Origin of the sequence: Exiguobacterium sp. s75 (genome assembly GCF_018617145.1) — a bacterium.
GTDB lineage: Bacteria > Bacillota > Bacilli > Exiguobacteriales > Exiguobacteriaceae > Exiguobacterium > Exiguobacterium profundum.
Map to the genome: position 1 here is coordinate 32,113 of NZ_JACSJQ010000006.1, position 21,442 is coordinate 53,554.

The window sequence follows — 21,442 nt, forward strand, 5'->3', positions numbered from 1 at the left end:
AAACGGGTCCAATCGTTGATTTGCAATGATCGGATACCTCTGCTGACACAAGCACGCTGCGTTGAAGCGGGAGGTTATGACACGCCAGGCAGCATTGCCATGGCCGGTGTGGAAATTTCCGCGGAGAATTGTCTATTTTTAAAGTAGGCGACAAAGGAGGGAAACAAACATGGCAAATGAAAAAATTCGTATTCGTTTAAAAGCATATGACCATCGCGTTCTCGATCAATCAGCTGAGAAGATCGTTGACACTGCGAAGCGTTCAGGTGCAAAGGTATCGGGTCCAATCCCGCTCCCAACTGAAAAATCGGTTTACACGATTCTTCGTGCGGTTCACAAGTACAAAGATGCTCGTGAGCAGTTCGAAATGCGTACACACAAACGCTTGATCGACATCGTAAACCCAACACCGAAAACAGTCGATTCGCTTATGCGTCTCGAGTTACCATCAGGTGTAGACATCGAAATCAAACTTTAATTCTTCATATAGTAGATACTAGCCAGAAGAGACAATTAATTATTAACAGGAGGTGTATCTCATGGCTAAAGGAATCTTAGGAACAAAACTTGGTATGACTCAAATCTTCAACGAAGCAGGCGAAGTTGTACCAGTAACAGTAGTTGCTGTAGAAGGTAACGTCGTTCTTCAACTTAAAACAGTTGACACAGACGGTTACGAAGCAGTTCAACTTGGTTTCGGAGACATCAAAGAATCACGTCAAAACAAACCATCAAAAGGTCACGCTGCGAAAGCAAACGCGACACCTAAGCGCTTCATCAAAGAAGTTCGTACTTCAGTAGAAGGATACGAAATCGGTCAAGAGATTAAGGCAGACATTTTCGCTGCAGGTGAATTAGTAGACGTAACAGGTACATCGAAAGGTAAAGGATTCCAAGGTGCGATCAAGCGTCACGGACAATCACGTGGACCAATGGCTCACGGTTCGCGCTACCACCGTCGTCCTGGTTCGATGGGTCCTGTCGCTCCTAACCGCGTATTTAAAGGGAAACTTCTTCCTGGTCAAATGGGTGGAGAGCGTAAAACAATTCAAAACCTTGAAGTCGTTAAAGTTGATGTGGAACGTGGCCTTCTCCTCGTGAAAGGTGCTATCCCAGGCGCTCGTAAATCGAACGTCATCATCAAATCAGCGGTCAAAGGTAACTAATTAACTGCACGGAAAGGAGGAATTACGAATGCCTAAAGTAGCTTTGCTTAACCAAACAGGTTCACAAGTTGGCGAAATCGAATTGGCAGAAGCCATCTTCGGAATCGAGCCAAACGAATCAGTACTTTACGACGCAATCGTCATGCAACAAGCATCACGCCGTCAAGGTACTCACGATACGAAAGGTCGCTCGGAAGTACGCGGTGGCGGCCGTAAACCATGGAAACAAAAGGGAACTGGTCGTGCGCGCCAAGGTTCTATCCGCTCACCACAATGGGTTGGTGGTGGTACAGTCTTCGGTCCAACACCACGTTCATACTCTTACAAACTTCCTAAGAAGGTTCGTCGTTTAGCACTTCTCTCGGCTCTTTCGTCGAAAGTACAAAACAACGAATTCATCGTCCTCGAAGGCCTTGCTTTCGATGCACCAAAAACAAAAGATATGGCTGCTGTACTCAACAGCTTATCAGTAGAACGTAAGGCTCTTGTAGTCACAGCGGACTACAATGAGACTATCGCTCTCGCAGCTCGTAACATCCCAGGAGTGACTGTGATCGACGCAGCAGGCGTAAACGTTCTTGACCTCGTTGCTAACGACAAAGTCATCTTCACTAAAGATGCGGTTGCGAAGGTAGAGGAGGTGCTTGCATAATGGCTCAAGCATACGATATCATCAAACGTCCGATCATCACTGAGCGTTCAGTTAGCCTCATGGAAGCTAACAAATACGTTTTCGAAATCGACGTAAAAGCGACTAAATCGCAAGTGAAACACGCTATCGAAACAATCTTCAACGTGAAAGTTGCTTCGGTAAACACAATGAACTACAAACCGAAAGCGAAACGTGTCGGTCGTCACTCTGGTTACACAGCTCGTCGTAAAAAAGCGATCGTAACCCTTGCTGAAGGCAACACAATCGACTTCCTCGGTTAATTAACTACCTTAGAAGAAAAGGAGGGAATCCTCGATGGCAATCAAAAAGTTTAAGCCGACCACTAACGGTCGTCGTAACATGACATCTCTCGACTTTGCAGAGATCACAACGAATCGCCCTGAAAAATCGTTAACTGAAAAGCTTTCGAAAAAAGGCGGACGTAACAACCAAGGTCGCTTGACTGTTCGTCACCAAGGTGGCGGTCACAAGCGTAAATACCGTATCATCGATTTCAAACGTAACAAAGATGGCGTTGCAGGACGCGTAGCAACGATCGAATACGATCCAAACCGTTCAGCAAACATCGCACTCATCAACTATGTAGATGGTGAGAAACGTTACATCCTCGCTCCTAAGGGCATCAAAGTAGGCATGGAAATCATGTCTGGTCCTGAAGCGGATATCAAAGTGGGGAACGCTCTTCCACTCGTAAACATCCCTGTCGGTACAACAATCCACAACATCGAGCTTAAGCCTGGTAAAGGCGGTCAGCTAGTTCGTGCGGCTGGTGCATCGGCACAAATCCAAGGACGTGACGGCAAGTACGTCATCGTTCGTCTTCAATCAGGTGAATCACGCTTGTTCCTCGGCACTTGCCGCGCGACAATCGGTTCAGTTGGTAACGAAGAACACGAACTCGTAAACATCGGTAAAGCAGGACGTTCACGTTGGTTAGGCAAACGCCCAACAGTACGTGGTTCTGTAATGAACCCGGTTGATCACCCACACGGTGGTGGTGAAGGTCGTGCGCCAATCGGTCGTTCGGGCCCACTTACTCCTTGGGGTAAACCAGCTCTTGGTCTTAAGACTCGTAAGAAAAACAAATCGAGCGACATGTACATCCTTCGTCGCCGTAAGAAATAATTACTACATGATTCTCGGGCGGTTCGAAAGGGCCGTTCCCGAATCATTCCAAAGGGAGGTTCTAACATGGGTCGCAGCTTGAAAAAAGGTCCATTCGCAGATCACCACTTACTCGCTAAAGTTGACAAACTCAACGAATCTGGTGAGAAGCAAGTCATCAAAACTTGGTCACGTCGCTCGACGATCTTCCCAGAATTCATGGGTCACACGTTCGGTGTGCACGATGGTCGTAAACACGTACCAGTATTCGTGACAGAAGACATGGTTGGTCACAAACTTGGTGAATTCGCTCCAACACGCACTTACAAAGGTCACGGATCAGACAAGAAAACGAAACGGTAATTTGAGGGGAGGTCAAATCCATGCAAGCTAAAGCATCAGCTAATATGGTCCGTCTTGCTCCTCGCAAAGCACGTCTCGTTGTAGACTTAATTCGCGGGAAACAAGTCGGCGAAGCGCTCTCTGTCCTTGCTCACACGAACAAGGCAGCATCGCCAGTCGTTGAAAAAGTATTAAAATCAGCGATTGCTAACGCAGAGCACAACTACGATATGAACATTGAGAACCTCGTTGTAACAGAAGCTTACGTAAACGAAGGTCCAACACTCAAACGCTTCCGCCCACGTGCGATGGGTCGCGCAAGCCGTATTAACAAACGCACAAGCCACATCCACATCGTGGTAACTGAGAAATAAGGAGGGATATGTAGTGGGTCAAAAGGTAAATCCGCACGGTCTTCGCGTTGGTGTTATCAAAGACTGGGATTCGCGTTGGTACGCTGAGAAAGACTACGCTGATCTCCTTCATGAAGACTTCGTTATTCGTGAATACATCGAAAACAAAATGAAGGATGCTAGTGTTTCTAAAGTTGAAATCGAACGCGCTGCAAACCGCGTGAACATTTCGCTTCACACTGCGAAGCCAGGTATGGTAATCGGTAAAGGTGGTTCTGAAATCGAATCACTCCGTAAACACATTACAAAAATCGCTGACGGAAAACGCGTTCACATCAACGTTGTTGAAGTGAAAAACGCTGACGCTGTTGCGAAGCTTGTAGCAGAAAACATTGCTCGTCAATTGGAAGGTCGCGTATCATTCCGTCGTGCAATGAAACAATCTATTCAACGTTCGATGCGTACTGGCATCAAAGGGATCAAAACAGAAGTTTCTGGTCGTCTTGGTGGCGCTGATATCGCTCGTTCAGAGAAGTACTCGGAAGGAACAGTTCCACTTCACACACTCCGTGCCGACATCGACTACGGAACAGCTGAAGCTGACACAACTTACGGTAAAATCGGCGTAAAAGTTTGGTTATACCACGGTGAAGTTCTTCCAACAAAAAACAACACAGCGAAAAACGCTGAATAATAAACACTCTTTCAGGAAGGAGGCAACACACTATGTTGTTACCTAAACGCGTGAAATATCGTCGTGTACACCGTGGTAAAATGCGCGGGAACGCTAAACGCGGCACAACTGTACACTTCGGTGAGTTCGGTCTCCAAGCTCTCGAAGCGAGCTGGATTACAAACCGTCAAATCGAATCAGCACGTATTGCAATGACACGTTATATGAAACGTGGTGGTAAAGTGTGGATCAAGATCTTCCCACACAAGCCGTACACTAAAAAGCCTCTCGAAGTCCGAATGGGTTCGGGTAAAGGTGCTCCAGAAGGCTGGGTAGCTGTAGTTAAGCCTGGCAAAGTAATGTTCGAAATCGCAGGTGTATCTGAGGAAGTGGCACGTGAGGCACTTCGTCTTGCATCGCACAAACTTCCAGTAAAATGTAAGTTCGTGAAACGTGAAGAAAATGGTGGTGATACGAATGAAAGCAACTGATCTCCGTCAATCAACAACTGAAGAGCTCAACGGTAAAGTGGGCGAGTGGAAAGAAGAACTCTTTAACCTTCGCTTCCAACTTGCTACAGGTCAGCTTGAGAATCCTGCTCGTATCCGTGAAGTACGCAAGTCGATTGCGCGTGCTAAAACGATTCTTCGTGAACGCGAACTCGGCATCAACAACGGCTAATTACATCGGATTCTTGAGAGGAGGTAACACTCATGGAACGCAACAACCGTAAAGTGTTCACTGGTCGCGTCGTGTCTGACAAAATGGACAAAACGATCGTCGTCGCAGTAGAAACAAAGGTTCGTCATAAACTTTATGGCAAACGTGTAAACTACACGAAGAAATATAAAGCACACGATGAGAACAACGTCGCTAAAGTGGGCGATATCGTTCGCATCGCGGAAACACGTCCTCTTTCTAAAGACAAACGTTTCCGTCTTGTAACAGTAGTAGAAGAATCAGTAATCATCTAATAACAGTTCGGATTTATTAAACATCCGGAGGGAGGTACACTCGCATGATTCAACAAGAATCTCGCTTGAAAGTAGCAGACAACTCTGGCGCGCGTGAACTGTTGACAATTAAAGTTCTCGGTGGTTCTGGTCGTAAGACTGCAAACATCGGTGACATCATCGTCGCAACGGTAAAACAAGCAACACCAGGTGGCGTTGTTAAAAAAGGTGACGTTGTCAGAGCAGTTGTCGTTCGTACAAAACGCGGCGCTCGTCGTAAAGATGGTTCGTACATCCGTTTCGATGAGAACGCAGCAGTCATTATCAAAGATGACAAGAGCCCACGCGGCACACGGATCTTCGGGCCAGTTGCACGTGAACTTCGTGAAAAAGAATTCATGAAGATCGTTTCGTTGGCACCGGAAGTACTTTAATTTCCAATTTCAATCCTATAAGGAGGTGCGCAAACGATGCATGTTAAAAAAGGCGATACAGTCCAGGTAATGTCTGGTAAAGATAAAGGCAAGCAAGGGGTTATCCTCAAAGCTATGCCAAGCAAAAACCGCGTAGTGGTTGAAGGCGTAAACGTGATGAAAAAACACGCGAAACCTTCACAAGCGAATCCACAAGGCGGGATCCTTGAGATCGAAGCACCAATTCACGTCTCGAACGTAATGCCACTCGACCCTAAAACTGGCAAACCAACTCGTGTTGGTTTCAAAGTAGTCGATGGTAAAAAAGTTCGTGTCGCGAAATCGGGCGAATCACTCGATAAATAAGAAGAACGTGACGAAAGGAGGTCCATTCGACTATGAACCGTTTGCAAGAGAAGTATAAAAGCGACATCGTGAAAGCGATGATGGATAAATTCAACTATGACTCGGTCATGCAAGTACCGAAAGTCGAAAAGGTTGTCATCAACATGGGTGTAGGTGACGCTGTTTCGAACTCGAAAGCACTTGATATGGCAGTTGAAGAATTAACAATTCTTTCAGGTCAAAAACCACTCGTAACGAAAGCGAAGAAATCAATCGCTGGTTTCAAACTTCGTGAAGGTATGCCAATCGGTGCGAAGGTTACACTTCGTGGCGAGCGCATGTACGATTTCCTCGACAAATTGGTAACTGTTTCACTTCCACGTGTACGTGACTTCCGCGGTGTATCGAAGAAAGCATTCGACGGACGCGGTAACTACACGCTTGGCGTGAAAGAGCAACTTATTTTCCCTGAGATCGATTACGATAAAGTATCTAAAGTACGCGGTATGGACATCGTTGTTGTTACAACAGCAAACACAGACGAAGAAGCACGTGAATTGCTCACACTTCTCGGTATGCCATTCCAAAAATAATCTAGAGGGAGGTCGACAACATGGCTAAAAAGTCAATGGTTAATCGCGAACTTAAACGCGAGAAACTCGTTGCCCAGTACGCTGAAAAGCGTGCGAAGTTGAAAGCTGAAGGCGATTATATCGGACTCAGCAAATTGCCACGTAACTCGTCACCTGTACGCTTGCACAACCGTTGCAGCATCACAGGTCGTCCGCATGGTTACATGGGTAAATTCGGGATCAGCCGTATCAAGTTCCGTGATCTTGCATACAAAGGTCAAATCCCTGGTGTTAAAAAAGCAAGCTGGTAATCCACTAACAGTGTGAAAGGAGGTACATCGCATGGTAATGACAGACCCTATTGCAGATATGCTTACACGTATCCGTAACGCTAACATGGTTCGCCATGAAAAAATGGAGCTTCCAGCTTCGAACATTAAACGTGAGATCGCTGAAATCCTTAAGCGTGAAGGTTTCATTCGCGATGTTGAATATATCGAGGACGCTAAACAAGGTACACTTCGTCTTTTCCTTAAATATGGAGCAAGCAACGAACGTGTAATCACTGGTCTCAAACGTATTTCGAAACCAGGTCTTCGCGTATACGCAAAAGCTGATGAAGTACCTAAAGTACTCGGAGGACTCGGAATCGCAGTTCTTTCGACATCTAAAGGTCTTATGACTGATAAAGAAGCTCGCCAACAACAAGTCGGCGGCGAAGTGATCGCCTACATCTGGTAAGTCACTTTTCTAACAAGAACGGAGGTGTAATCAATGTCACGTATTGGTAAAAAACCAGTTACGATTCCTGCTGGCGTTACTGTAACAGTTGCTAATGACAACACGGTCACAGTAAAAGGTGCTAAAGGTGAACTTTCGCTTTCAGCTAACCCGGCATTGGAAATCAAAGTTGAAGAGAACGAATTGACGGTTGTTCGTCCAGACGAATCGAAAGAAAGCCGCACAATTCACGGTACGACACGTGCCCTTATTGCCAACATGGTACAAGGTGTGTCGAACGGATTCCAAAAAACACTTGAGATCTCGGGGGTTGGTTACCGTGCTACGAAGCAAGGTAACAAACTCGTCCTCAACCTCGGCTACTCGCACCCAATCGAGTACGTTGCTGAGGAAGGTATCGAAATCGAAGTTCCTTCAAACACGCAAATCATCGTAAAAGGGATTAACAAAGAGCGCGTCGGTCACGTTGCTGCTCAAATCCGCTCGTACCGTGCTCCAGAACCTTACAAAGGTAAAGGTGTTCGTTACTCTGATGAACGTATTCGCCGTAAAGAAGGTAAGACTGGTAAGTAATTCGTCACGAAATGAACGGAAAGGAGTGGCATAAATGATCACAAAGGCAGATAAAAATGCAGTTCGTAAAAAACGTCATGCTCGCGTACGTCGTACGATCACGGGGACAGCAGCTCGTCCACGTTTGAACGTATTCCGTTCGAGCAAGCACATTTACGTACAACTTATCGATGACGCGGCACAAACAACGCTTGTGTCTGCATCTTCGAAAGATAAAGCTCTCGATCTTACAAATGGCGGTAACGTTGAAGCAGCGAAAGCTGTTGGTAAACTTGCTGCAGAACGTGCACTCGAGAAAGGTATCGACACAGTTGTGTTCGACCGTGGTGGATACCTCTATCATGGCCGCGTCAAAGCTGTTGCAGAAGCAGCTCGTGAAGCAGGTCTTAAATTCTAATAAAAAGGAGGGGACACTCGATGCGCCAGTTAGACGTTAACATGGAACAACTTGAAGAACGCGTTGTTACCGTAAACCGCGTCGCGAAAGTCGTAAAAGGTGGCCGCCGCTTCCGTTTTGCTGCTCTCGTAGTCGTAGGTGACAAAAATGGTCACGTCGGTTTCGGTACAGGTAAGGCACAAGAGGTGCCAGAAGCGATTCGCAAGGCTATTGAAGCCGCTAAGAAAAACATGGTACAAGTACCTATGGTTGGTACAACAATTCCACACGAAATCACAGGAGTATTCGGAGCAGGTCGTGTATTCATGAAACCAGCTTCTGAAGGTACTGGGGTTATCGCTGGTGGTCCAGTTCGTGCGGTGCTCGAACTTGCAGGTGTAGGTGACATCCTTTCGAAATCGTTAGGTTCAAACACACCGATCAACATCGTCCGTGCGACGGTACAGGGCTTGACTGAGCTCAAAAAAGCAGAGGAAGTTGCTAAACTACGTGGTAAAAGCGTAGAAGAACTTCTTAACTAAGGGAGGGAACTAGACATGGCGAAACTCGCAATCACCCTCACACGCAGCACAATTGGTCGTCCGGAAGATCAGCGTGTTACTGTACGTACACTCGGTCTTCGCAAAATGCATCAAACGGTCGTTGTCCCAGACAACGTCGCGATGCGCGGTATGATCAACAAAGTGTCGCACCTTGTGACTGTAAAAGAAATCAACGAATAATAAAGATTTTAATAAATAAGGAGGTGCCACTATGAAACTCCATGAATTGAAGCCAACTCCAGGTTCACGTCACGAACGTAACCGTGTCGGTCGCGGTATGGCGACTGGTAACGGTAAAACTTCTGGTCGTGGACACAAAGGTCAAAAAGCTCGTTCGGGCGGTGGCGTTCGTCCAGGATTTGAAGGTGGACAAAACCCACTTTACCGTCGTCTTCCAAAACGCGGTTTCAACAACCCAACTCGTAAAGAGTACGCGGTTGTTTCCCTAGACACGCTTAACCGTTTCGAAGCAGGTACTGAAGTTACTCCAGAACTCTTAATCGAGACTGGTGTTGTCAGCTCTGCTAAAGACGGAATCAAGGTCCTTGCTAACGGCAAGCTTGAAACTAAATTGACTGTAAAAGCCAACAAGTTCTCCGGTGCAGCGAAAGAAGCAATCGAAGCAGCTGGCGGTACAGTTGAGGTGATCTGATGTTTCAGACGATCTCCAATATGTGGCGCGTGAAAGATATTCGACAGCGTATTCTCTTCACACTCGCAATCATCATCATTTTCCGCATCGGGGCTCATATCCCGGTGCCGATGGTGAATACGGATGTGTTGCGTTTTGACTCAGGAGGTCTTCTTGACTTCTTGAACTTGTTTGGAGGAAATGCTTTACAGAACTTCTCCTTGTTCGCAATGGGGATCATGCCGTACATTACGGCATCGATCGTTGTGCAACTTTTACAAATGGACGTCGTTCCAAAGTTTGCCGAATGGGCTAAACAAGGAGAGGCGGGCCGTAAAAAGTTAGCGACGGTCACGCGCTATGGGACGATCATCTTAGGCTTTGTCCAAGCGACTTCACTGTCGTTTGGATTTAACCGCCTCTACCCAGGTCTCGTCAATGAGATGTGGGGAACGGCAACTTACTTTGTGATCGCGATTGTACTCACTGCGGGTACAGCGTTCTTGATGTTCCTTGGTGAAATGACAACGGAGAAAGGTGTTGGGAATGGTATTTCCATTATTATCTTCGCCGGTATCGTCGCAGGGTTCCCAAGAATCTTCACGCAGATTTATGAAACAAAACTCCAAAACGCTGGAGATGCATTGTTCATTAATATCGTTTACTTGGTTGTATTGGCACTTGTTATTTTGGCTGTGACGGTTGGGATCATTTATGTTCAACAAGCGGCACGCAAAATTCCAATCCAATATGCAAAACGCACGGCGAACCGTACCCCAGTGGGCGGTCAGTCAACGCACTTGCCAATCAAACTAAACGCAGCAGGTGTTATCCCGGTTATCTTCGCGATTTCCTTCATGGTAACACCACCAACTGTTGCAAGCTTCATTGCTTCGCCGGAGACAACGCAAAAATTACAGACGTACTTTGACACGACGGCGCCAATCGGAATGTCGATTTACGTTGCGTTAATCATTGCGTTTGCCTACTTCTATACATTTATTCAGGTCAACCCTGAGCAAATGGCAGAAAACCTGCAGAAGCAAGGTGGTTATATTCCTGGGATTCGTCCTGGGGCGCAAACAGAACAGTACATCACGAAGTTGCTGTATCGATTGACTTTCTTCGGAGCGATCTTCTTATCGCTCGTGGCGATCATGCCGACAATCTTCATTAAGCTTGCCGGTCTTCCAACTTCCGTTCAAATCGGAGGAACGAGCTTGTTGATCGTCATCGGGGTAGCCCTCGACACGATGAAACAAATCGAAAGTCAACTTGTAAAACGACACTATAAAGGCTTTATCCGTTAAAGCGGAAGGAAGGGTTGACCCTTCCTTCCTGTCGTGTTTACAAGCCCTTCGTGAAAATCAAAACTGGAGGCTAACCGAGATGAATCTAGTACTCATGGGCTTACCGGGTGCTGGGAAAGGGACTCAAGCGGCTAAAATCGTAGAAGAGTACCAAATCCCTCACATTTCGACAGGCGACATGTTTCGTGCGGCAATCAAAGGCGGAACGCCACTCGGTAAAGAAGCCAAGTCATTCATGGATAAAGGCGAACTCGTACCGGACGAGGTAACAATCGGAATCGTACGTGAACGTCTTAGCCAAGATGACACAGAAAAAGGTTTCTTACTCGATGGATTCCCGCGTACTGTTGCTCAAGCAGAGGCACTCGAAAGTTTGCTTAAAGATTTGGGGAAACAGATTGACCACGTCGTCAACATCGATGTGGATGCGGAAATTCTCGTTCCACGCTTGACAGGTCGTTGGATCTGCCCAACGTGTGGTGCGACATATCACGTGATCTTCAACCCACCAAAAGTGGAAGGCATCTGTGATGTGGATGGGTCGGCACTCATGCAACGTGAAGACGATAAAGAGGAAACGGTTCGCCGTCGCCTTGACGTCAACATCGAGCAATCGAAACCACTCATTGACTTTTACGCTGAAAAAGGGTATCTTCGTACATTGGATGGAGATCGTCCAATCGATGTCGTATATGCCGATGTCAAAGCATTACTCGGTGATACTGAATGATCATCACGAAGACGCCTCGTGAAATTGCGATTATGCGTGAGGCTGGGCAAATTGTTGCTCGAACGCACCAGGTGCTCAAACAGCACATTAAACCAGGAATCACGACGCTTGAGCTCGACCGGATTGCGGAAGATTACATTCGCAGCCAAGGTGCGACGCCATCGTTCAAAGGCTATAACGGTTTTACCGGTAGTGTTTGCGCTTCGGTGAACGAAGAGCTTGTTCATGGCATTCCAGGAAAACGGGTATTGAAGGATGGAGATATTATCTCAATCGACATCGGTGCCTACTATAATGGATACCATGGAGATTCCGCTTGGACTTATCCAGTGGGAACAATCTCAGAAGAGACACAGCGGCTACTTGACGTAACCGAAGAAAGTCTGTATAAAGGATTGGAGCACGCCAAGGCTGGAGGGCGATTGACAGATATTTCGCATGCGATTCAAGCATATGTTGAATCACATGACTTTTCTGTCGTCCGCGAATACGTCGGTCATGGTGTTGGACAAAATTTGCATGAAGAACCGCAAATTCCACACTATGGTCCACCGGGGAAAGGGCCGCGCCTGAAGACTGGGATGACGTTAGCCATTGAACCAATGGTTAATGCTGGTCAACGCTATGTTCGAACACTGGCTGATAACTGGACAGTTGTCACCGTGGACGGTAGCATGTGCGCCCACTTTGAGCACACCATCGCCATCACAGACGATGGATACGAGATTTTAACGAAACTCGATTCCGGTGAATGAGGCTCTATTGTTTCATACTGATCCGTTCTGGATCCTTCTCTCACAGTAGATGGCAATAGATCGTCTGTGCTCCTAAAGATTTTCATATAGAAAGGGGAATAAATGATGGCGAAACAAGATGTCATTGAAGTGGAAGGCACTGTTGTCGAACCACTTCCGAACGCAATGTTTAAAGTGGAGTTAGAAAACGGCCACACGGTGCTCGCGCACGTCTCAGGGAAAATTCGGATGCACTACATTCGGATCCTTCCAGGTGACCGCGTAACTGTTGAGTTGTCTCCATACGACTTGACTCGCGGGCGGATTACGTACCGTTATAAGTAACTCCGATTTTTCCAGGAGGAGGGTATACTCATGAAAGTAAGACCGTCGGTAAAACCGATTTGCGAAAAATGTAAAGTTATTCGCCGTAAGGGTAAAGTAATGGTAATTTGCGAAAACCCGAAACACAAACAAAAACAAGGTTAATTTCAGAGGAGGTGCACACATGGCACGTATTGCTGGTGTAGATATTCCACGCGAAAAACGTATCGTTATTTCGCTCACATACATCTATGGTATTGGTAAAACAAAAGCACAAGAAATTTTGAAGGCTGCTAACGTATCTGAAGAGACACGCACACGCGACCTTACTGAAGATGAACTCAACCGTATCCGTGAAGCAATTGACGGAATCAAAGTTGAAGGTGACCTTCGTCGTGAAGTTTCACTTAACATCAAACGTTTGATCGAGATCGGCGCATACCGCGGTATCCGTCATCGCCGTAGTCTCCCTGTTCGCGGTCAAAACACGAAGAACAACTCGCGTACTCGTAAAGGCCCACGCCGTACAGTAGCGAACAAGAAGAAGTAAAGGAGGGAATTGAACAATGGCGAAACGTAAGCAAAACGTACGTTCTAAACGTAAAGTTAAAAAACATGTTGAAGTCGGTGTGGTACACATCCGTTCTACATTCAACAACACAATTATCACAATCACTGATACGCAAGGTAACGCGATCTCATGGGCTACTTCTGGTAACCTTGGATTTAAAGGATCACGTAAATCGACTCCGTTCGCAGCGCAAATGGCTGCTGAAACTGCAGCGAAAGTTGCAATGGACAACGGTATGCGTACAGTAGAAGTTAACGTTAAAGGTCCTGGTGCTGGACGTGAAGCGGCTATCCGTGCGCTCCAAGCTACTGGTCTCGAAGTTACTGCAATCCGTGACGTAACTCCAGTTCCGCACAACGGTTGCCGCCCTCCAAAACGTCGCCGCGTATAATCGCTTGAGCGTGTGAGGGGTTTACCTAGCACGACAGCTTATACTTTAGCAGCTCAAACTGCACGGCAGGATATACTCAAGGAGGGGTTCAGATGATCGAGATTGAAAAACCAAAGATCGAAACGGTCGAAATCAGCGAGGACGCTACGTTTGGTAAATTCGTAGTAGAACCGCTTGAACGTGGATATGGCACTACTCTCGGTAACTCACTACGTCGAATTCTATTGTCATCGCTCCCAGGTGCAGCGGTAACAGCGGTTCAAATCGATGGCGTGCTTCACGAGTTCTCTACGATTGACGGTGTTGTCGAAGACGTCACTCAAATCGTACTCAACCTCAAGAAGTTGGCACTTAAAGTGTACTCGGAAGAAGAGAAAACGCTTGAGATTAACGTTTCAAGTGCCGGTGCTGTCACTGCGGCAGACATTACCCATGATAGCGACGTTGAAATCTTGAATCCTGAGCTCCACATCGCGACTCTCGCTGACAATGCGACGCTTCGCATGCGTTTGACTGCTCGCCGTGGTCGTGGTTACGTCCAGGCAGAAGATAACAAACGTGATGATATGCCGATTGGGGTCATTCCAATCGATTCGATCTATACACCGATTCAACGCGTGAACTACGAAGTAGATAAAACACGTGTCGGTCAAGACGCTAGCTTTGATAAGCTTTTGTTAGACGTGTGGACAGATGGTTCAATTCGTCCGGAAGAAGCTGTATCATTAGGGGCTAAAATTTTGACTGAACACTTGAACATCTTCGTTGGTTTGACAGATGAGGCTCTCAACGCAGAAATTATGGTCGAGAAAGAAGAAGACCAAAAAGAAAAAGTACTCGAAATGACGATTGAAGAACTCGATCTCTCAGTTCGTTCGTACAACTGCTTGAAGCGCGCTGGCATCAACACTGTTCAAGAACTCGCAAACAAATCAGAGGAAGAGATGATGAAAGTTCGTAACCTCGGACGTAAATCACTCGAAGAAGTTCAACACAAGTTGGACGAACTCGGTTTGGGCTTGCGTAAAGAAGACTAAGTTCAACCGAAGGAGGGAAATGTAATGGCTTATTCGAAACTTGGCCGTACAAGCTCGCAACGCAAGGCGCTTTTGCGTGATCTTGCAACTGACCTAATCATCAACGAGCGCATTCAAACAACTGAACAAAAAGCGAAAGAACTTCGCCCAGTCGTTGAAAAATTGATCACTCTTGGGAAACGTGGCGATCTTCATGCCCGTCGTCAAGTAGCTTCATTCGTTCGCAAGGAGAACGCTGGAGAAAAAGACGCAATCCAAAAATTGTTCGAAGACGTGGCACCACGCTACGCTGAACGTCAAGGTGGATACACGCGCATCATGAAAGTCGGCCCACGCCGCGGTGATGGTGCAGAAGTTGTAATCATCGAACTCGTCTAATTCATTAGGCAGTCAACAGGGCATGCGGTGACGTATTGCCCTGTTTCCACATCAGAAAGGAGTCGACCTATGGAATCACAAATTATGGTACGAGATGTCGTATTTCATTACCCTGGACAGTCTGAGCCGGCGCTTAACGGCCTATCGCTCGATGTATATAAAGGGGAATGGCTTGCGATTGTCGGCCATAATGGTTCTGGCAAGTCGACACTGACGAAGTTGTGGAACGGACTTCTCATTCCTGAACAGGGGGAAGTTCGCGTAGAGACACTCGATCCGTCGAACGCCGCAGACGTGTGGGACGTTCGAACGCGGATCGGGGTCGTCTTTCAAAATCCCGACAATCAATTTGTCGGGGCGACCGTGCGCGATGATGTGGCATTTTCTCTCGAAAACATGGGACTTCCACGTCAAGAAATGGTTCGTCGAATTGATGACAGTCTAGCGCGCGTTGGATTATCGGAACTAGCGGACCGTGAACCGCATCAGTTATCCGGTGGACAAAAGCAGCGCGTTGCGATAGCTGCGGCTCTCGCAATGCGCCCGCGTGTCCTCGTGCTCGATGAAGCGACCTCCATGCTCGACCCAATCGGGCGACAAGAGGTATTACAAACGGTACGACAGCTCGTCTCGGAAGGGATGACCGTTGTCGCCATTACACACGAGCTCGACGAAGTGTTGTTTGCTGACCGTATCATTGCATTGTCGAAAGGCAAGATTGCGATGACCGGCACACCTGAAGACGTGTTTCAACATCCAGATACGCTTCGTGACATTCAACTAGATGTCCCGTTTATCGTTCGGATGCAACTCGAACTGAAGGCACGTGGCATTCCACTCGATCGTCTGATGCTACAACATTCGGAGTTGGTGAACCATCTATGCCGATACGCATTGAAGAAGTAACATATCAATACCAAATGAATACTCCGTTTGAACGAACCGCGCTGCGCGATGTGAATGTAACCATTCCGTCGGGAGCGCTTGTTGCGTTTCTTGGGCATACTGGCTCAGGGAAATCGACACTCGTTCAACATATGAACGGCTTATTGCGCCCGACTGACGGACGTGTGGTGGTCGATGATATCATTGTCACCCCGATTCGGACGCGTCGTGACAAGAAACAGAATCTTTTGCCGCTTCGGCGTCGCGTTGGGCTCGTCTTTCAATATCCAGAGCACCAATTGTTTGAAGAGACGGTCGAACGCGACGTCATGTTCGGTCCGCGCAACTTTGGCGCGACAGATGCCGAAGCGAAAGAGCGAGCCCACGAGGCCCTTCGTCTCGTCGGCTTGGATGAAACGTTATGGGACCGTTCGCCGTTTGATCTTTCAGGAGGGCAGATGCGCCGTGTCGCGATTGCAGGTGTTTTAGCGAGCCGGCCTGATGTGCTCATTGTCGATGAACCGACAGCGGGTCTCGACCCAATTGGGAGACGAGACATGCTCGCCTTATTCAAACGTTTACGAGAAGAGTTGAACCTTACGTTGATCCTTGTCTCGCATGACATGGATGATGTACTCGCCTATGCGGAGCGCGTCATCGTGATGGAGCGTGGTCAGGTGGCGTTTGATGGGGACCCGTTTGAATTGTTCCAAGACGAGGTACTGGTGCGACGTCTCCAGCTCGACATCCCGCACGTCTTACGATTCGCTCGTGACATGGCACCGGTTCTTGGAGAAACGTCCATCCCGCTCGTACGAACCGAGAGCGAGCTGGCGGATTGGGTGGCGGAACGGCTGAAAGGGGGAGCGACATGATTATCGGTCAATATATACCCGGACATTCGTGGCTTCATTCCCTTGATGCGCGTGCCAAGACGCTCTTCATTTTAGGATTCATCCCAGTTGTTTTTTTAGCTGACAACTTATGGACGAATTTATTTTTACTCGCGTTCACGTTGTTTGCGGTCAAACTGTCACAGTTATCGTGGCGCTATTTATGGAACGGTCTTCGCATGATCTTATTTTTGATCGTCTTCACGTTGATCTTACAACTGTTATTCAATCGAGACGGGACACTTCTATTCGAATTAGGACCGATTGCGATTTATTCGGAAGGAATTCGAATGGGGCTGATTGTCTCGCTTCGCTTCTTTTATCTCGTCATGTTGACGACACTCGTGACGTTAACGACGACACCGATGGAATTGACCGATTCGATTGAAGCGGGGCTACGGCCATTCGAACGGATTCGTGTGCCGGCCCACGAAATTGCGTTGATGCTTTCCATTTCACTCCGTTTCCTACCGACGCTTGCGGATGAGACGGACCGGATTATGAAAGCTCAGCAGGCGCGTGGGGTCGATTTGATGAGTGGACCTTGGAAATCCCGCTTAAAAGGGGTCATCCCACTCTTGATCCCATTGTTCATCTCCGCGTTTAAACGTGCTGAGGACCTCGCTACGGCCATGGAGGCCCGCGGCTACCGTGGGGGAGAAGGGCGGACGAGGTTGCGTGAGATGAAGTGGCAAACGCGAGACACAGCCGTATTGCTCATTTTTGTCGCGTTGACACTCATTTTGTTTGGATTGAGAGGGATTGGATGAGACGAATTAAACTGATTGTCGCCTATGACGGGACACATTATGCGGGATATCAGGTACAACCGAATGGCAATACCATTCAAGCGGAGATTGAATCTGTCTTGGCACGTATGCATCGTCATCCGGTGAAAATCGTCGCCTCAGGTCGTACAGACGCTCGCGTCCATGCGTTAGGGCAGGTGATTCACTTTGATACGTCGTTAGAGATGCCGGCTGAGCGTTTCGTCAAAGCGTTAAACGCCATGCTACCAGACGATATCCTCGTTAAACAGGCGGAAGAAATGGATGATACGTTTCACGCACGTTACGGTGCGAAGCGAAAAGAGTATCGCTACCATATCCGTCAGACTGAGGATCCGTTTCGTCGGCATTATGCTGCGACCGTGACGTATAAGCTGAGCCTCGAGGCGATGCGTCAAGCGATGGAGCGGTTGATTGGGACCCACGACTTTACGTCGTTCTCTGTGACAAAGGCAGAAGTCGAAGATCGGGTCCGCACTATCTACGAAGCAGAAGTGCTCGAGATGGGGGACGAGATCATATTCCGGTTCGTTGGCTCGGGTTTTCTATACAACCAAGTCCGCATCATGGTAGGGACGGTCATCGAGGTGGGGAGAGGGAAGTATCAGCCCGCAGATATCATACAAATGCTAGAGGCGAAGGACCGCCGCGTAGCGGGGATTACCGCCCCCCCACACGGTTTGTATTTGTGGAATGTGAATTATGAAAAAGTAGATTGACATTCCCCTTATAAAATCGTATTATATTCATTGGCATTTCATTTTCAAATTTAGAGATGAACCACAATCTTAGCCCCGTAAACTAGGATTATGATAAAGCATCAAAAAATTAAGTGAACAGACATTTCTAGGAGGTATTCCACATGCGCACAACATTCATGGCTAAAGCATCTGAAGTAGAACGCAAATGGCTCCTTATCGACGCAGAAGGCAAAACACTTGGTCGTTTGACTAGTGAAGTAGCTTCACTTCTTCGCGGTAAGCACAAGCCGACTTTCACACCACACGTTGATTGCGGAGACCACGTCATCATCATCAACGCTGAGAAAATCAAATTGACTGGTAACAAATTGAATGACAAGATCTACTACCGTCATTCAGGTCATCCAGGCGGTTTGAAATCACAAACTGCAAAAGAGCTTCTCGCAAAACGTCCAGAGCGTATGCTTGAACTCGCGATCAAAGGGATGCTTCCAAAAGGATCACTCGGTCGTCAACAATTCAACAAACTCCACGTTTACGCTGGAGCTGAACACAAGCACGAAGCACAAAAACCAGAAGTTTACGAACTTCGCGGTTAATCGAGACACAGGGAGGAACTAAACGATGGCAGATGTACGTTACTACGGAACAGGCCGCCGCAAACACTCGGTGGCTCGCGTTCACCTCGTTGCAGGTGACGGTAAAGTTGTTGTAAATGGCCGCGATATCTCAGAATACTTCGGTCATGAGACTTTGATCATGATGGCTAAATCACCACTCGTATTGACTGAAACAGAAGGTAAATACGATGTAATCGTTAACGTTAACGGTGGTGGATACACTGGACAAGCTGGAGCAATTCGCCACGGCGTATCACGTGCGCTTCTTCAAGCGGACCCAGAATTCCGTCCAAGCCTCAAAGAAAAAGGCTTCTTAACTCGTGACGCTCGTATGAAAGAACGTAAAAAATACGGTCTTAAAGCAGCACGTCGCGCACCACAATTCTCGAAGCGTTAATCTTCGCGATGTGGTTCGAACTCTCCATCCTTTCGGGTGGAGAGTTTTTTGTTTGAAATAGTCGATTCCGAACCCGTCAAGAAAACGCTTTTTTTGATATACTGATATCGAAACAGTTAGAAGGGGGAAGCAATATGCTTACAGTAGAGCAAGTACGCGAGGAATTGGCGGGGCTTGTTGATCCGACGATCAACCGAACGCTTGGAGATACAGCAGGAGTAAAAGACATTCGAATCAAAGAAGACTATGTCAGTGTAAAAGTGGCACTCGGACAAACAGGGAGCGGGGAACAGCTTCAGTTACAACAAGAAATCGTCACGTTGCTCAAGGGGAAAGGCTTTAAGACGGTCGGGCTTCGCTTTGAGGCATTGAATGATGAAAGTTTGAAAGAGGCGACGAAACCGGCAATCCTCCGTGAAAACTCAGGGACGACCTTTATCGCCATCGCTTCTGGTAAGGGTGGCGTAGGAAAATCGACAGTATCCGTCAACTTGGCTGTCGCGCTTGCGCGAGCGGGTAAAAAGGTCGGGTTGATTGATGCGGATATTTACGGCTTCAGTGTTCCAGATATGCTCGGCATCGAGGAACGACCGGTTGTTCGCGGCGAGAAGATCATTCCAGTCGAGCGTTTTGGCGTGAAAGTCATCTCGATGGGATTCTTCGTGGAAGACAATGCGCCGGTCATCTGGCGTGGACCGATGCTCGGGAAAATGTTAAATAACTTCTTTAATGACGTCGAGTGGGGCGATCTTGACTATCTCTTGCTCGACTTACCGCCGGGAACGGGGGATGTCGCGCTCGATATCCATTCGATGCTCCCATCATGTCAGGAATTGATTGTCACGACACCTCATGCGACAGCAGCATTCGTTGCGGCTCGTGCCGGAGCGATGGCAATCAAAACGAACCACAAACTATTAGGTATCATTGAAAACATGGCTTATTTCGAAAGTAAGCTAACTGGTGAAAAAGAATACGTATTCGGTTACGGTGGTGGAGAAAAGCTTTCAGAAGCATTGAAGAGTAAGCTACTTGCTCAAATCCCGCTCGGCCAACCGTACGACAATGAAGAGGACTTTGCACCTTCTGTCTATCGGGATGGACATCCGTTCGAGCATACGTATGATGAGTTGGCGCAAGCAGTCATTAAACAAATAGAAGGGTGAATCGGTGAGAGATGAAAGTACAAGGTTTTTTACGTTTGTTTTGGACAACGCTCGTATTCGGGACGTTGTTCGGGTTCCTGATGAATTTATTGGCGAACCCGGGTTATTTGGTCAGTCAGTCCTGGGAGGCAATTGTCACGGCGCTTAGTTATTCGAGTACATGGACGGGAATCAGCATGATGGGTTTCTTTGCCTATTTGATTATTCATCGAGTCGGACTCGACTTGTTTAGAGGGCCACGTCTATGGAATCGCGTTCAAGTGTTACTAATCGCTTTTGCGATTTTTGATGCCGTCTACTTACGGATGCTCGCATTCGGTAATGATCACATGTGGCGTTATATCGGTGAGATGCTTGTGTTACTCATTGTCGCTTGGGTCGTTGCTGCGAGTAAGGCGAAACAAACAAATAGGAGTGCTTTCATCCCGACACTTTTCTTAATGACTGTCATTACGTTAATTGAATGGATTCCAGCTCTGCAAACAACGGACGAGATTCCATTGCTCTGGCCGGCACTAGCCACATTGGTGTTTGCGAACGCTTATCAGGTATTAATGCTTCATCGCTTCCAACAGACTGGACAAGTTGTGGAGTCGACTTCATCAGAAACAGTGAAGAAGAAAACAAAGAAACAGATGTCTTCTAAGTCGTCATAATGATCAAGCGGTTGTGGATTACTCCTTCTCAGGGGTTAATCCACGACCGTTTTTTCTTTCAGTCATGTAAAAAGAAAAAATAAAGTTTTTTTAGAAAAACAGTTGACGATTTTTTAGGATGCTGATATATTAATAAACGTCGCTGATGTTGTTCACGAAACAAACTTCAGGAAGCGAAAAAAATAATAAAAAGTGGTTGACTTTAATAAGTCAAATCGCTATTATTAAAAAGTCGCTAACACGACAACGATTGGTCTTTGAAAACTGAACGATGAGGCAAAAATAAGTTTTACAATTTTTGAATGAAGCGCAAGCTTCGTCAATTTAAGAGCTATATCAAATTCTTTGGAGAGTTTGATCCTGGCTCAGGACGAACGCTGGCG

At 47.2% G+C, this 21,442-nt stretch carries 38 protein-coding genes; all 38 read left to right on the forward strand.

Going from position 1 to position 21,442, the window contains the following annotated elements; translation table 11 throughout:
- The first annotated feature begins 169 nt into the window (after window positions 1–169).
- Complete coding sequence (rpsJ, locus tag KNO68_RS14000) at window positions 170–478, forward strand: 30S ribosomal protein S10 (protein WP_074032438.1); 309 nt, start codon at window positions 170–172, stop codon at window positions 476–478.
- A 61-nt stretch (window positions 479–539) separates the two neighbouring features.
- A complete protein-coding gene (rplC, locus tag KNO68_RS14005; RefSeq protein WP_012727677.1) occupies window positions 540–1,166 on the forward strand; it encodes a 50S ribosomal protein L3 in 627 nt (208 codons plus the stop codon).
- Window positions 1,167–1,194: 28 nt separating this feature from the next.
- Window positions 1,195–1,818, forward strand: a complete 624-nt coding sequence (rplD, locus tag KNO68_RS14010) for a 50S ribosomal protein L4 (protein WP_026824833.1) — start codon at window positions 1,195–1,197, stop codon at window positions 1,816–1,818.
- Window positions 1,818–2,099 (forward strand): 50S ribosomal protein L23, encoded by a 282-nt coding sequence (gene rplW / locus KNO68_RS14015; RefSeq protein ID WP_012727675.1) that lies wholly within the window; start codon window positions 1,818–1,820, stop codon window positions 2,097–2,099. Before rplD ends, rplW begins: the two co-directional genes overlap by 1 nt.
- 34 nt (window positions 2,100–2,133) lie before the next feature.
- The gene (gene rplB / locus KNO68_RS14020) at window positions 2,134–2,964 is read left to right on the forward strand and encodes a 50S ribosomal protein L2 (protein WP_012727674.1); all 831 of its coding nucleotides are present in this window, start codon (window positions 2,134–2,136) and stop codon (window positions 2,962–2,964) included.
- 66 nt (window positions 2,965–3,030) lie between these two features.
- Window positions 3,031–3,306 carry a 30S ribosomal protein S19 gene (rpsS, locus tag KNO68_RS14025; RefSeq protein ID WP_012727673.1) on the forward strand — a complete coding sequence of 92 codons (276 nt, stop codon included), beginning with the start codon at window positions 3,031–3,033 and terminating at the stop codon, window positions 3,304–3,306.
- 20 nt (window positions 3,307–3,326) lie between these two features.
- The gene (gene rplV / locus KNO68_RS14030; protein ID WP_012727672.1) at window positions 3,327–3,659 is read left to right on the forward strand and encodes a 50S ribosomal protein L22; all 333 of its coding nucleotides are present in this window, start codon (window positions 3,327–3,329) and stop codon (window positions 3,657–3,659) included.
- Window positions 3,660–3,672: 13 nt separating this feature from the next.
- On the forward strand, window positions 3,673–4,332 hold the full coding sequence (gene rpsC, locus KNO68_RS14035) for a 30S ribosomal protein S3 (RefSeq protein ID WP_012727671.1): 660 nt from the start codon (window positions 3,673–3,675) through the stop codon (window positions 4,330–4,332).
- A 32-nt stretch (window positions 4,333–4,364) separates the two neighbouring features.
- Entirely contained in the window at window positions 4,365–4,802 is a 438-nt protein-coding gene (gene rplP / locus KNO68_RS14040; protein ID WP_012727670.1) for a 50S ribosomal protein L16, read from the forward strand.
- Window positions 4,789–4,992: a 50S ribosomal protein L29 gene (gene rpmC / locus KNO68_RS14045; protein ID WP_012727669.1), complete on the forward strand. Its 204-nt coding sequence runs from the start codon at window positions 4,789–4,791 to the stop codon at window positions 4,990–4,992. Before rplP ends, rpmC begins: the two co-directional genes overlap by 14 nt.
- 32 nt (window positions 4,993–5,024) lie before the next feature.
- Window positions 5,025–5,285, forward strand: a complete 261-nt coding sequence (gene rpsQ, locus KNO68_RS14050) for a 30S ribosomal protein S17 (RefSeq protein WP_012727668.1) — start codon at window positions 5,025–5,027, stop codon at window positions 5,283–5,285.
- Between the two features lie 44 nt (window positions 5,286–5,329).
- A complete protein-coding gene (gene rplN / locus KNO68_RS14055) occupies window positions 5,330–5,698 on the forward strand; it encodes a 50S ribosomal protein L14 (RefSeq protein WP_012727667.1) in 369 nt (122 codons plus the stop codon).
- Window positions 5,699–5,734: 36 nt separating this feature from the next.
- Window positions 5,735–6,043 (forward strand): 50S ribosomal protein L24, encoded by a 309-nt coding sequence (gene rplX / locus KNO68_RS14060; RefSeq protein WP_012727666.1) that lies wholly within the window; start codon window positions 5,735–5,737, stop codon window positions 6,041–6,043.
- A 32-nt stretch (window positions 6,044–6,075) separates the two neighbouring features.
- Window positions 6,076–6,615 carry a 50S ribosomal protein L5 gene (gene rplE / locus KNO68_RS14065; protein ID WP_215112655.1) on the forward strand — a complete coding sequence of 180 codons (540 nt, stop codon included), beginning with the start codon at window positions 6,076–6,078 and terminating at the stop codon, window positions 6,613–6,615.
- Window positions 6,616–6,635: 20 nt separating this feature from the next.
- Entirely contained in the window at window positions 6,636–6,905 is a 270-nt protein-coding gene (rpsN, locus tag KNO68_RS14070) for a 30S ribosomal protein S14 (RefSeq protein ID WP_012727664.1), read from the forward strand.
- Between the two features lie 31 nt (window positions 6,906–6,936).
- A complete protein-coding gene (rpsH, locus tag KNO68_RS14075) occupies window positions 6,937–7,335 on the forward strand; it encodes a 30S ribosomal protein S8 (RefSeq protein ID WP_012727663.1) in 399 nt (132 codons plus the stop codon).
- A gap of 33 nt (window positions 7,336–7,368) precedes the next feature.
- Window positions 7,369–7,908 (forward strand): 50S ribosomal protein L6, encoded by a 540-nt coding sequence (gene rplF / locus KNO68_RS14080; RefSeq protein WP_012727662.1) that lies wholly within the window; start codon window positions 7,369–7,371, stop codon window positions 7,906–7,908.
- Window positions 7,909–7,942: 34 nt separating this feature from the next.
- Complete coding sequence (rplR, locus tag KNO68_RS14085; protein WP_012727661.1) at window positions 7,943–8,305, forward strand: 50S ribosomal protein L18; 363 nt, start codon at window positions 7,943–7,945, stop codon at window positions 8,303–8,305.
- A 20-nt stretch (window positions 8,306–8,325) separates the two neighbouring features.
- Window positions 8,326–8,826 (forward strand): 30S ribosomal protein S5, encoded by a 501-nt coding sequence (gene rpsE / locus KNO68_RS14090; RefSeq protein WP_012727660.1) that lies wholly within the window; start codon window positions 8,326–8,328, stop codon window positions 8,824–8,826.
- A 15-nt stretch (window positions 8,827–8,841) separates the two neighbouring features.
- The gene (rpmD, locus tag KNO68_RS14095; protein ID WP_214734753.1) at window positions 8,842–9,027 is read left to right on the forward strand and encodes a 50S ribosomal protein L30; all 186 of its coding nucleotides are present in this window, start codon (window positions 8,842–8,844) and stop codon (window positions 9,025–9,027) included.
- 31 nt (window positions 9,028–9,058) lie between these two features.
- Window positions 9,059–9,499: a 50S ribosomal protein L15 gene (rplO, locus tag KNO68_RS14100; protein WP_012727658.1), complete on the forward strand. Its 441-nt coding sequence runs from the start codon at window positions 9,059–9,061 to the stop codon at window positions 9,497–9,499.
- Window positions 9,499–10,788, forward strand: coding sequence for a preprotein translocase subunit SecY (secY, locus tag KNO68_RS14105; protein ID WP_214734754.1), 1,290 nt, complete (start codon window positions 9,499–9,501; stop codon window positions 10,786–10,788). The genes rplO and secY overlap by 1 nt, the downstream gene beginning before the upstream one ends.
- Before the next feature lie 79 nt (window positions 10,789–10,867).
- A complete protein-coding gene (locus KNO68_RS14110; RefSeq protein WP_012727656.1) occupies window positions 10,868–11,518 on the forward strand; it encodes an adenylate kinase in 651 nt (216 codons plus the stop codon).
- Window positions 11,515–12,273: a type I methionyl aminopeptidase gene (gene map, locus KNO68_RS14115; protein WP_211782057.1), complete on the forward strand. Its 759-nt coding sequence runs from the start codon at window positions 11,515–11,517 to the stop codon at window positions 12,271–12,273. Before KNO68_RS14110 ends, map begins: the two co-directional genes overlap by 4 nt.
- A gap of 105 nt (window positions 12,274–12,378) precedes the next feature.
- A complete protein-coding gene (gene infA, locus KNO68_RS14120; RefSeq protein ID WP_021066622.1) occupies window positions 12,379–12,597 on the forward strand; it encodes a translation initiation factor IF-1 in 219 nt (72 codons plus the stop codon).
- Window positions 12,598–12,627: 30 nt separating this feature from the next.
- Window positions 12,628–12,741, forward strand: a complete 114-nt coding sequence (gene rpmJ, locus KNO68_RS14125) for a 50S ribosomal protein L36 (protein WP_003156543.1) — start codon at window positions 12,628–12,630, stop codon at window positions 12,739–12,741.
- A gap of 19 nt (window positions 12,742–12,760) precedes the next feature.
- Entirely contained in the window at window positions 12,761–13,126 is a 366-nt protein-coding gene (rpsM, locus tag KNO68_RS14130; protein WP_012727653.1) for a 30S ribosomal protein S13, read from the forward strand.
- A 16-nt stretch (window positions 13,127–13,142) separates the two neighbouring features.
- Window positions 13,143–13,538: a 30S ribosomal protein S11 gene (rpsK, locus tag KNO68_RS14135; protein WP_012727652.1), complete on the forward strand. Its 396-nt coding sequence runs from the start codon at window positions 13,143–13,145 to the stop codon at window positions 13,536–13,538.
- 92 nt (window positions 13,539–13,630) lie between these two features.
- A complete protein-coding gene (locus KNO68_RS14140) occupies window positions 13,631–14,575 on the forward strand; it encodes a DNA-directed RNA polymerase subunit alpha (RefSeq protein WP_012727651.1) in 945 nt (314 codons plus the stop codon).
- Window positions 14,576–14,599: 24 nt separating this feature from the next.
- A complete protein-coding gene (gene rplQ, locus KNO68_RS14145) occupies window positions 14,600–14,953 on the forward strand; it encodes a 50S ribosomal protein L17 (RefSeq protein ID WP_012727650.1) in 354 nt (117 codons plus the stop codon).
- Between the two features lie 69 nt (window positions 14,954–15,022).
- Complete coding sequence (locus tag KNO68_RS14150; protein ID WP_031421869.1) at window positions 15,023–15,859, forward strand: energy-coupling factor transporter ATPase; 837 nt, start codon at window positions 15,023–15,025, stop codon at window positions 15,857–15,859.
- Window positions 15,835–16,713, forward strand: a complete 879-nt coding sequence (locus tag KNO68_RS14155; protein ID WP_078147865.1) for an energy-coupling factor transporter ATPase — start codon at window positions 15,835–15,837, stop codon at window positions 16,711–16,713. The genes KNO68_RS14150 and KNO68_RS14155 overlap by 25 nt, the downstream gene beginning before the upstream one ends.
- On the forward strand, window positions 16,710–17,501 hold the full coding sequence (locus tag KNO68_RS14160) for an energy-coupling factor transporter transmembrane component T family protein (RefSeq protein WP_078147864.1): 792 nt from the start codon (window positions 16,710–16,712) through the stop codon (window positions 17,499–17,501). Before KNO68_RS14155 ends, KNO68_RS14160 begins: the two co-directional genes overlap by 4 nt.
- The gene (gene truA / locus KNO68_RS14165) at window positions 17,498–18,238 is read left to right on the forward strand and encodes a tRNA pseudouridine(38-40) synthase TruA (protein WP_214685998.1); all 741 of its coding nucleotides are present in this window, start codon (window positions 17,498–17,500) and stop codon (window positions 18,236–18,238) included. Before KNO68_RS14160 ends, truA begins: the two co-directional genes overlap by 4 nt.
- A 143-nt stretch (window positions 18,239–18,381) precedes the next feature.
- Window positions 18,382–18,819: a 50S ribosomal protein L13 gene (gene rplM, locus KNO68_RS14170; protein WP_012727645.1), complete on the forward strand. Its 438-nt coding sequence runs from the start codon at window positions 18,382–18,384 to the stop codon at window positions 18,817–18,819.
- Window positions 18,820–18,844: 25 nt separating this feature from the next.
- A complete protein-coding gene (gene rpsI / locus KNO68_RS14175) occupies window positions 18,845–19,237 on the forward strand; it encodes a 30S ribosomal protein S9 (protein WP_012727644.1) in 393 nt (130 codons plus the stop codon).
- 134 nt (window positions 19,238–19,371) lie between these two features.
- Entirely contained in the window at window positions 19,372–20,403 is a 1,032-nt protein-coding gene (locus KNO68_RS14180; protein WP_026824853.1) for a P-loop NTPase, read from the forward strand.
- Between the two features lie 11 nt (window positions 20,404–20,414).
- Entirely contained in the window at window positions 20,415–21,059 is a 645-nt protein-coding gene (locus KNO68_RS14185) for a KinB-signaling pathway activation protein (RefSeq protein WP_215112654.1), read from the forward strand.
- Window positions 21,060–21,442 lie beyond the last annotated feature (383 nt).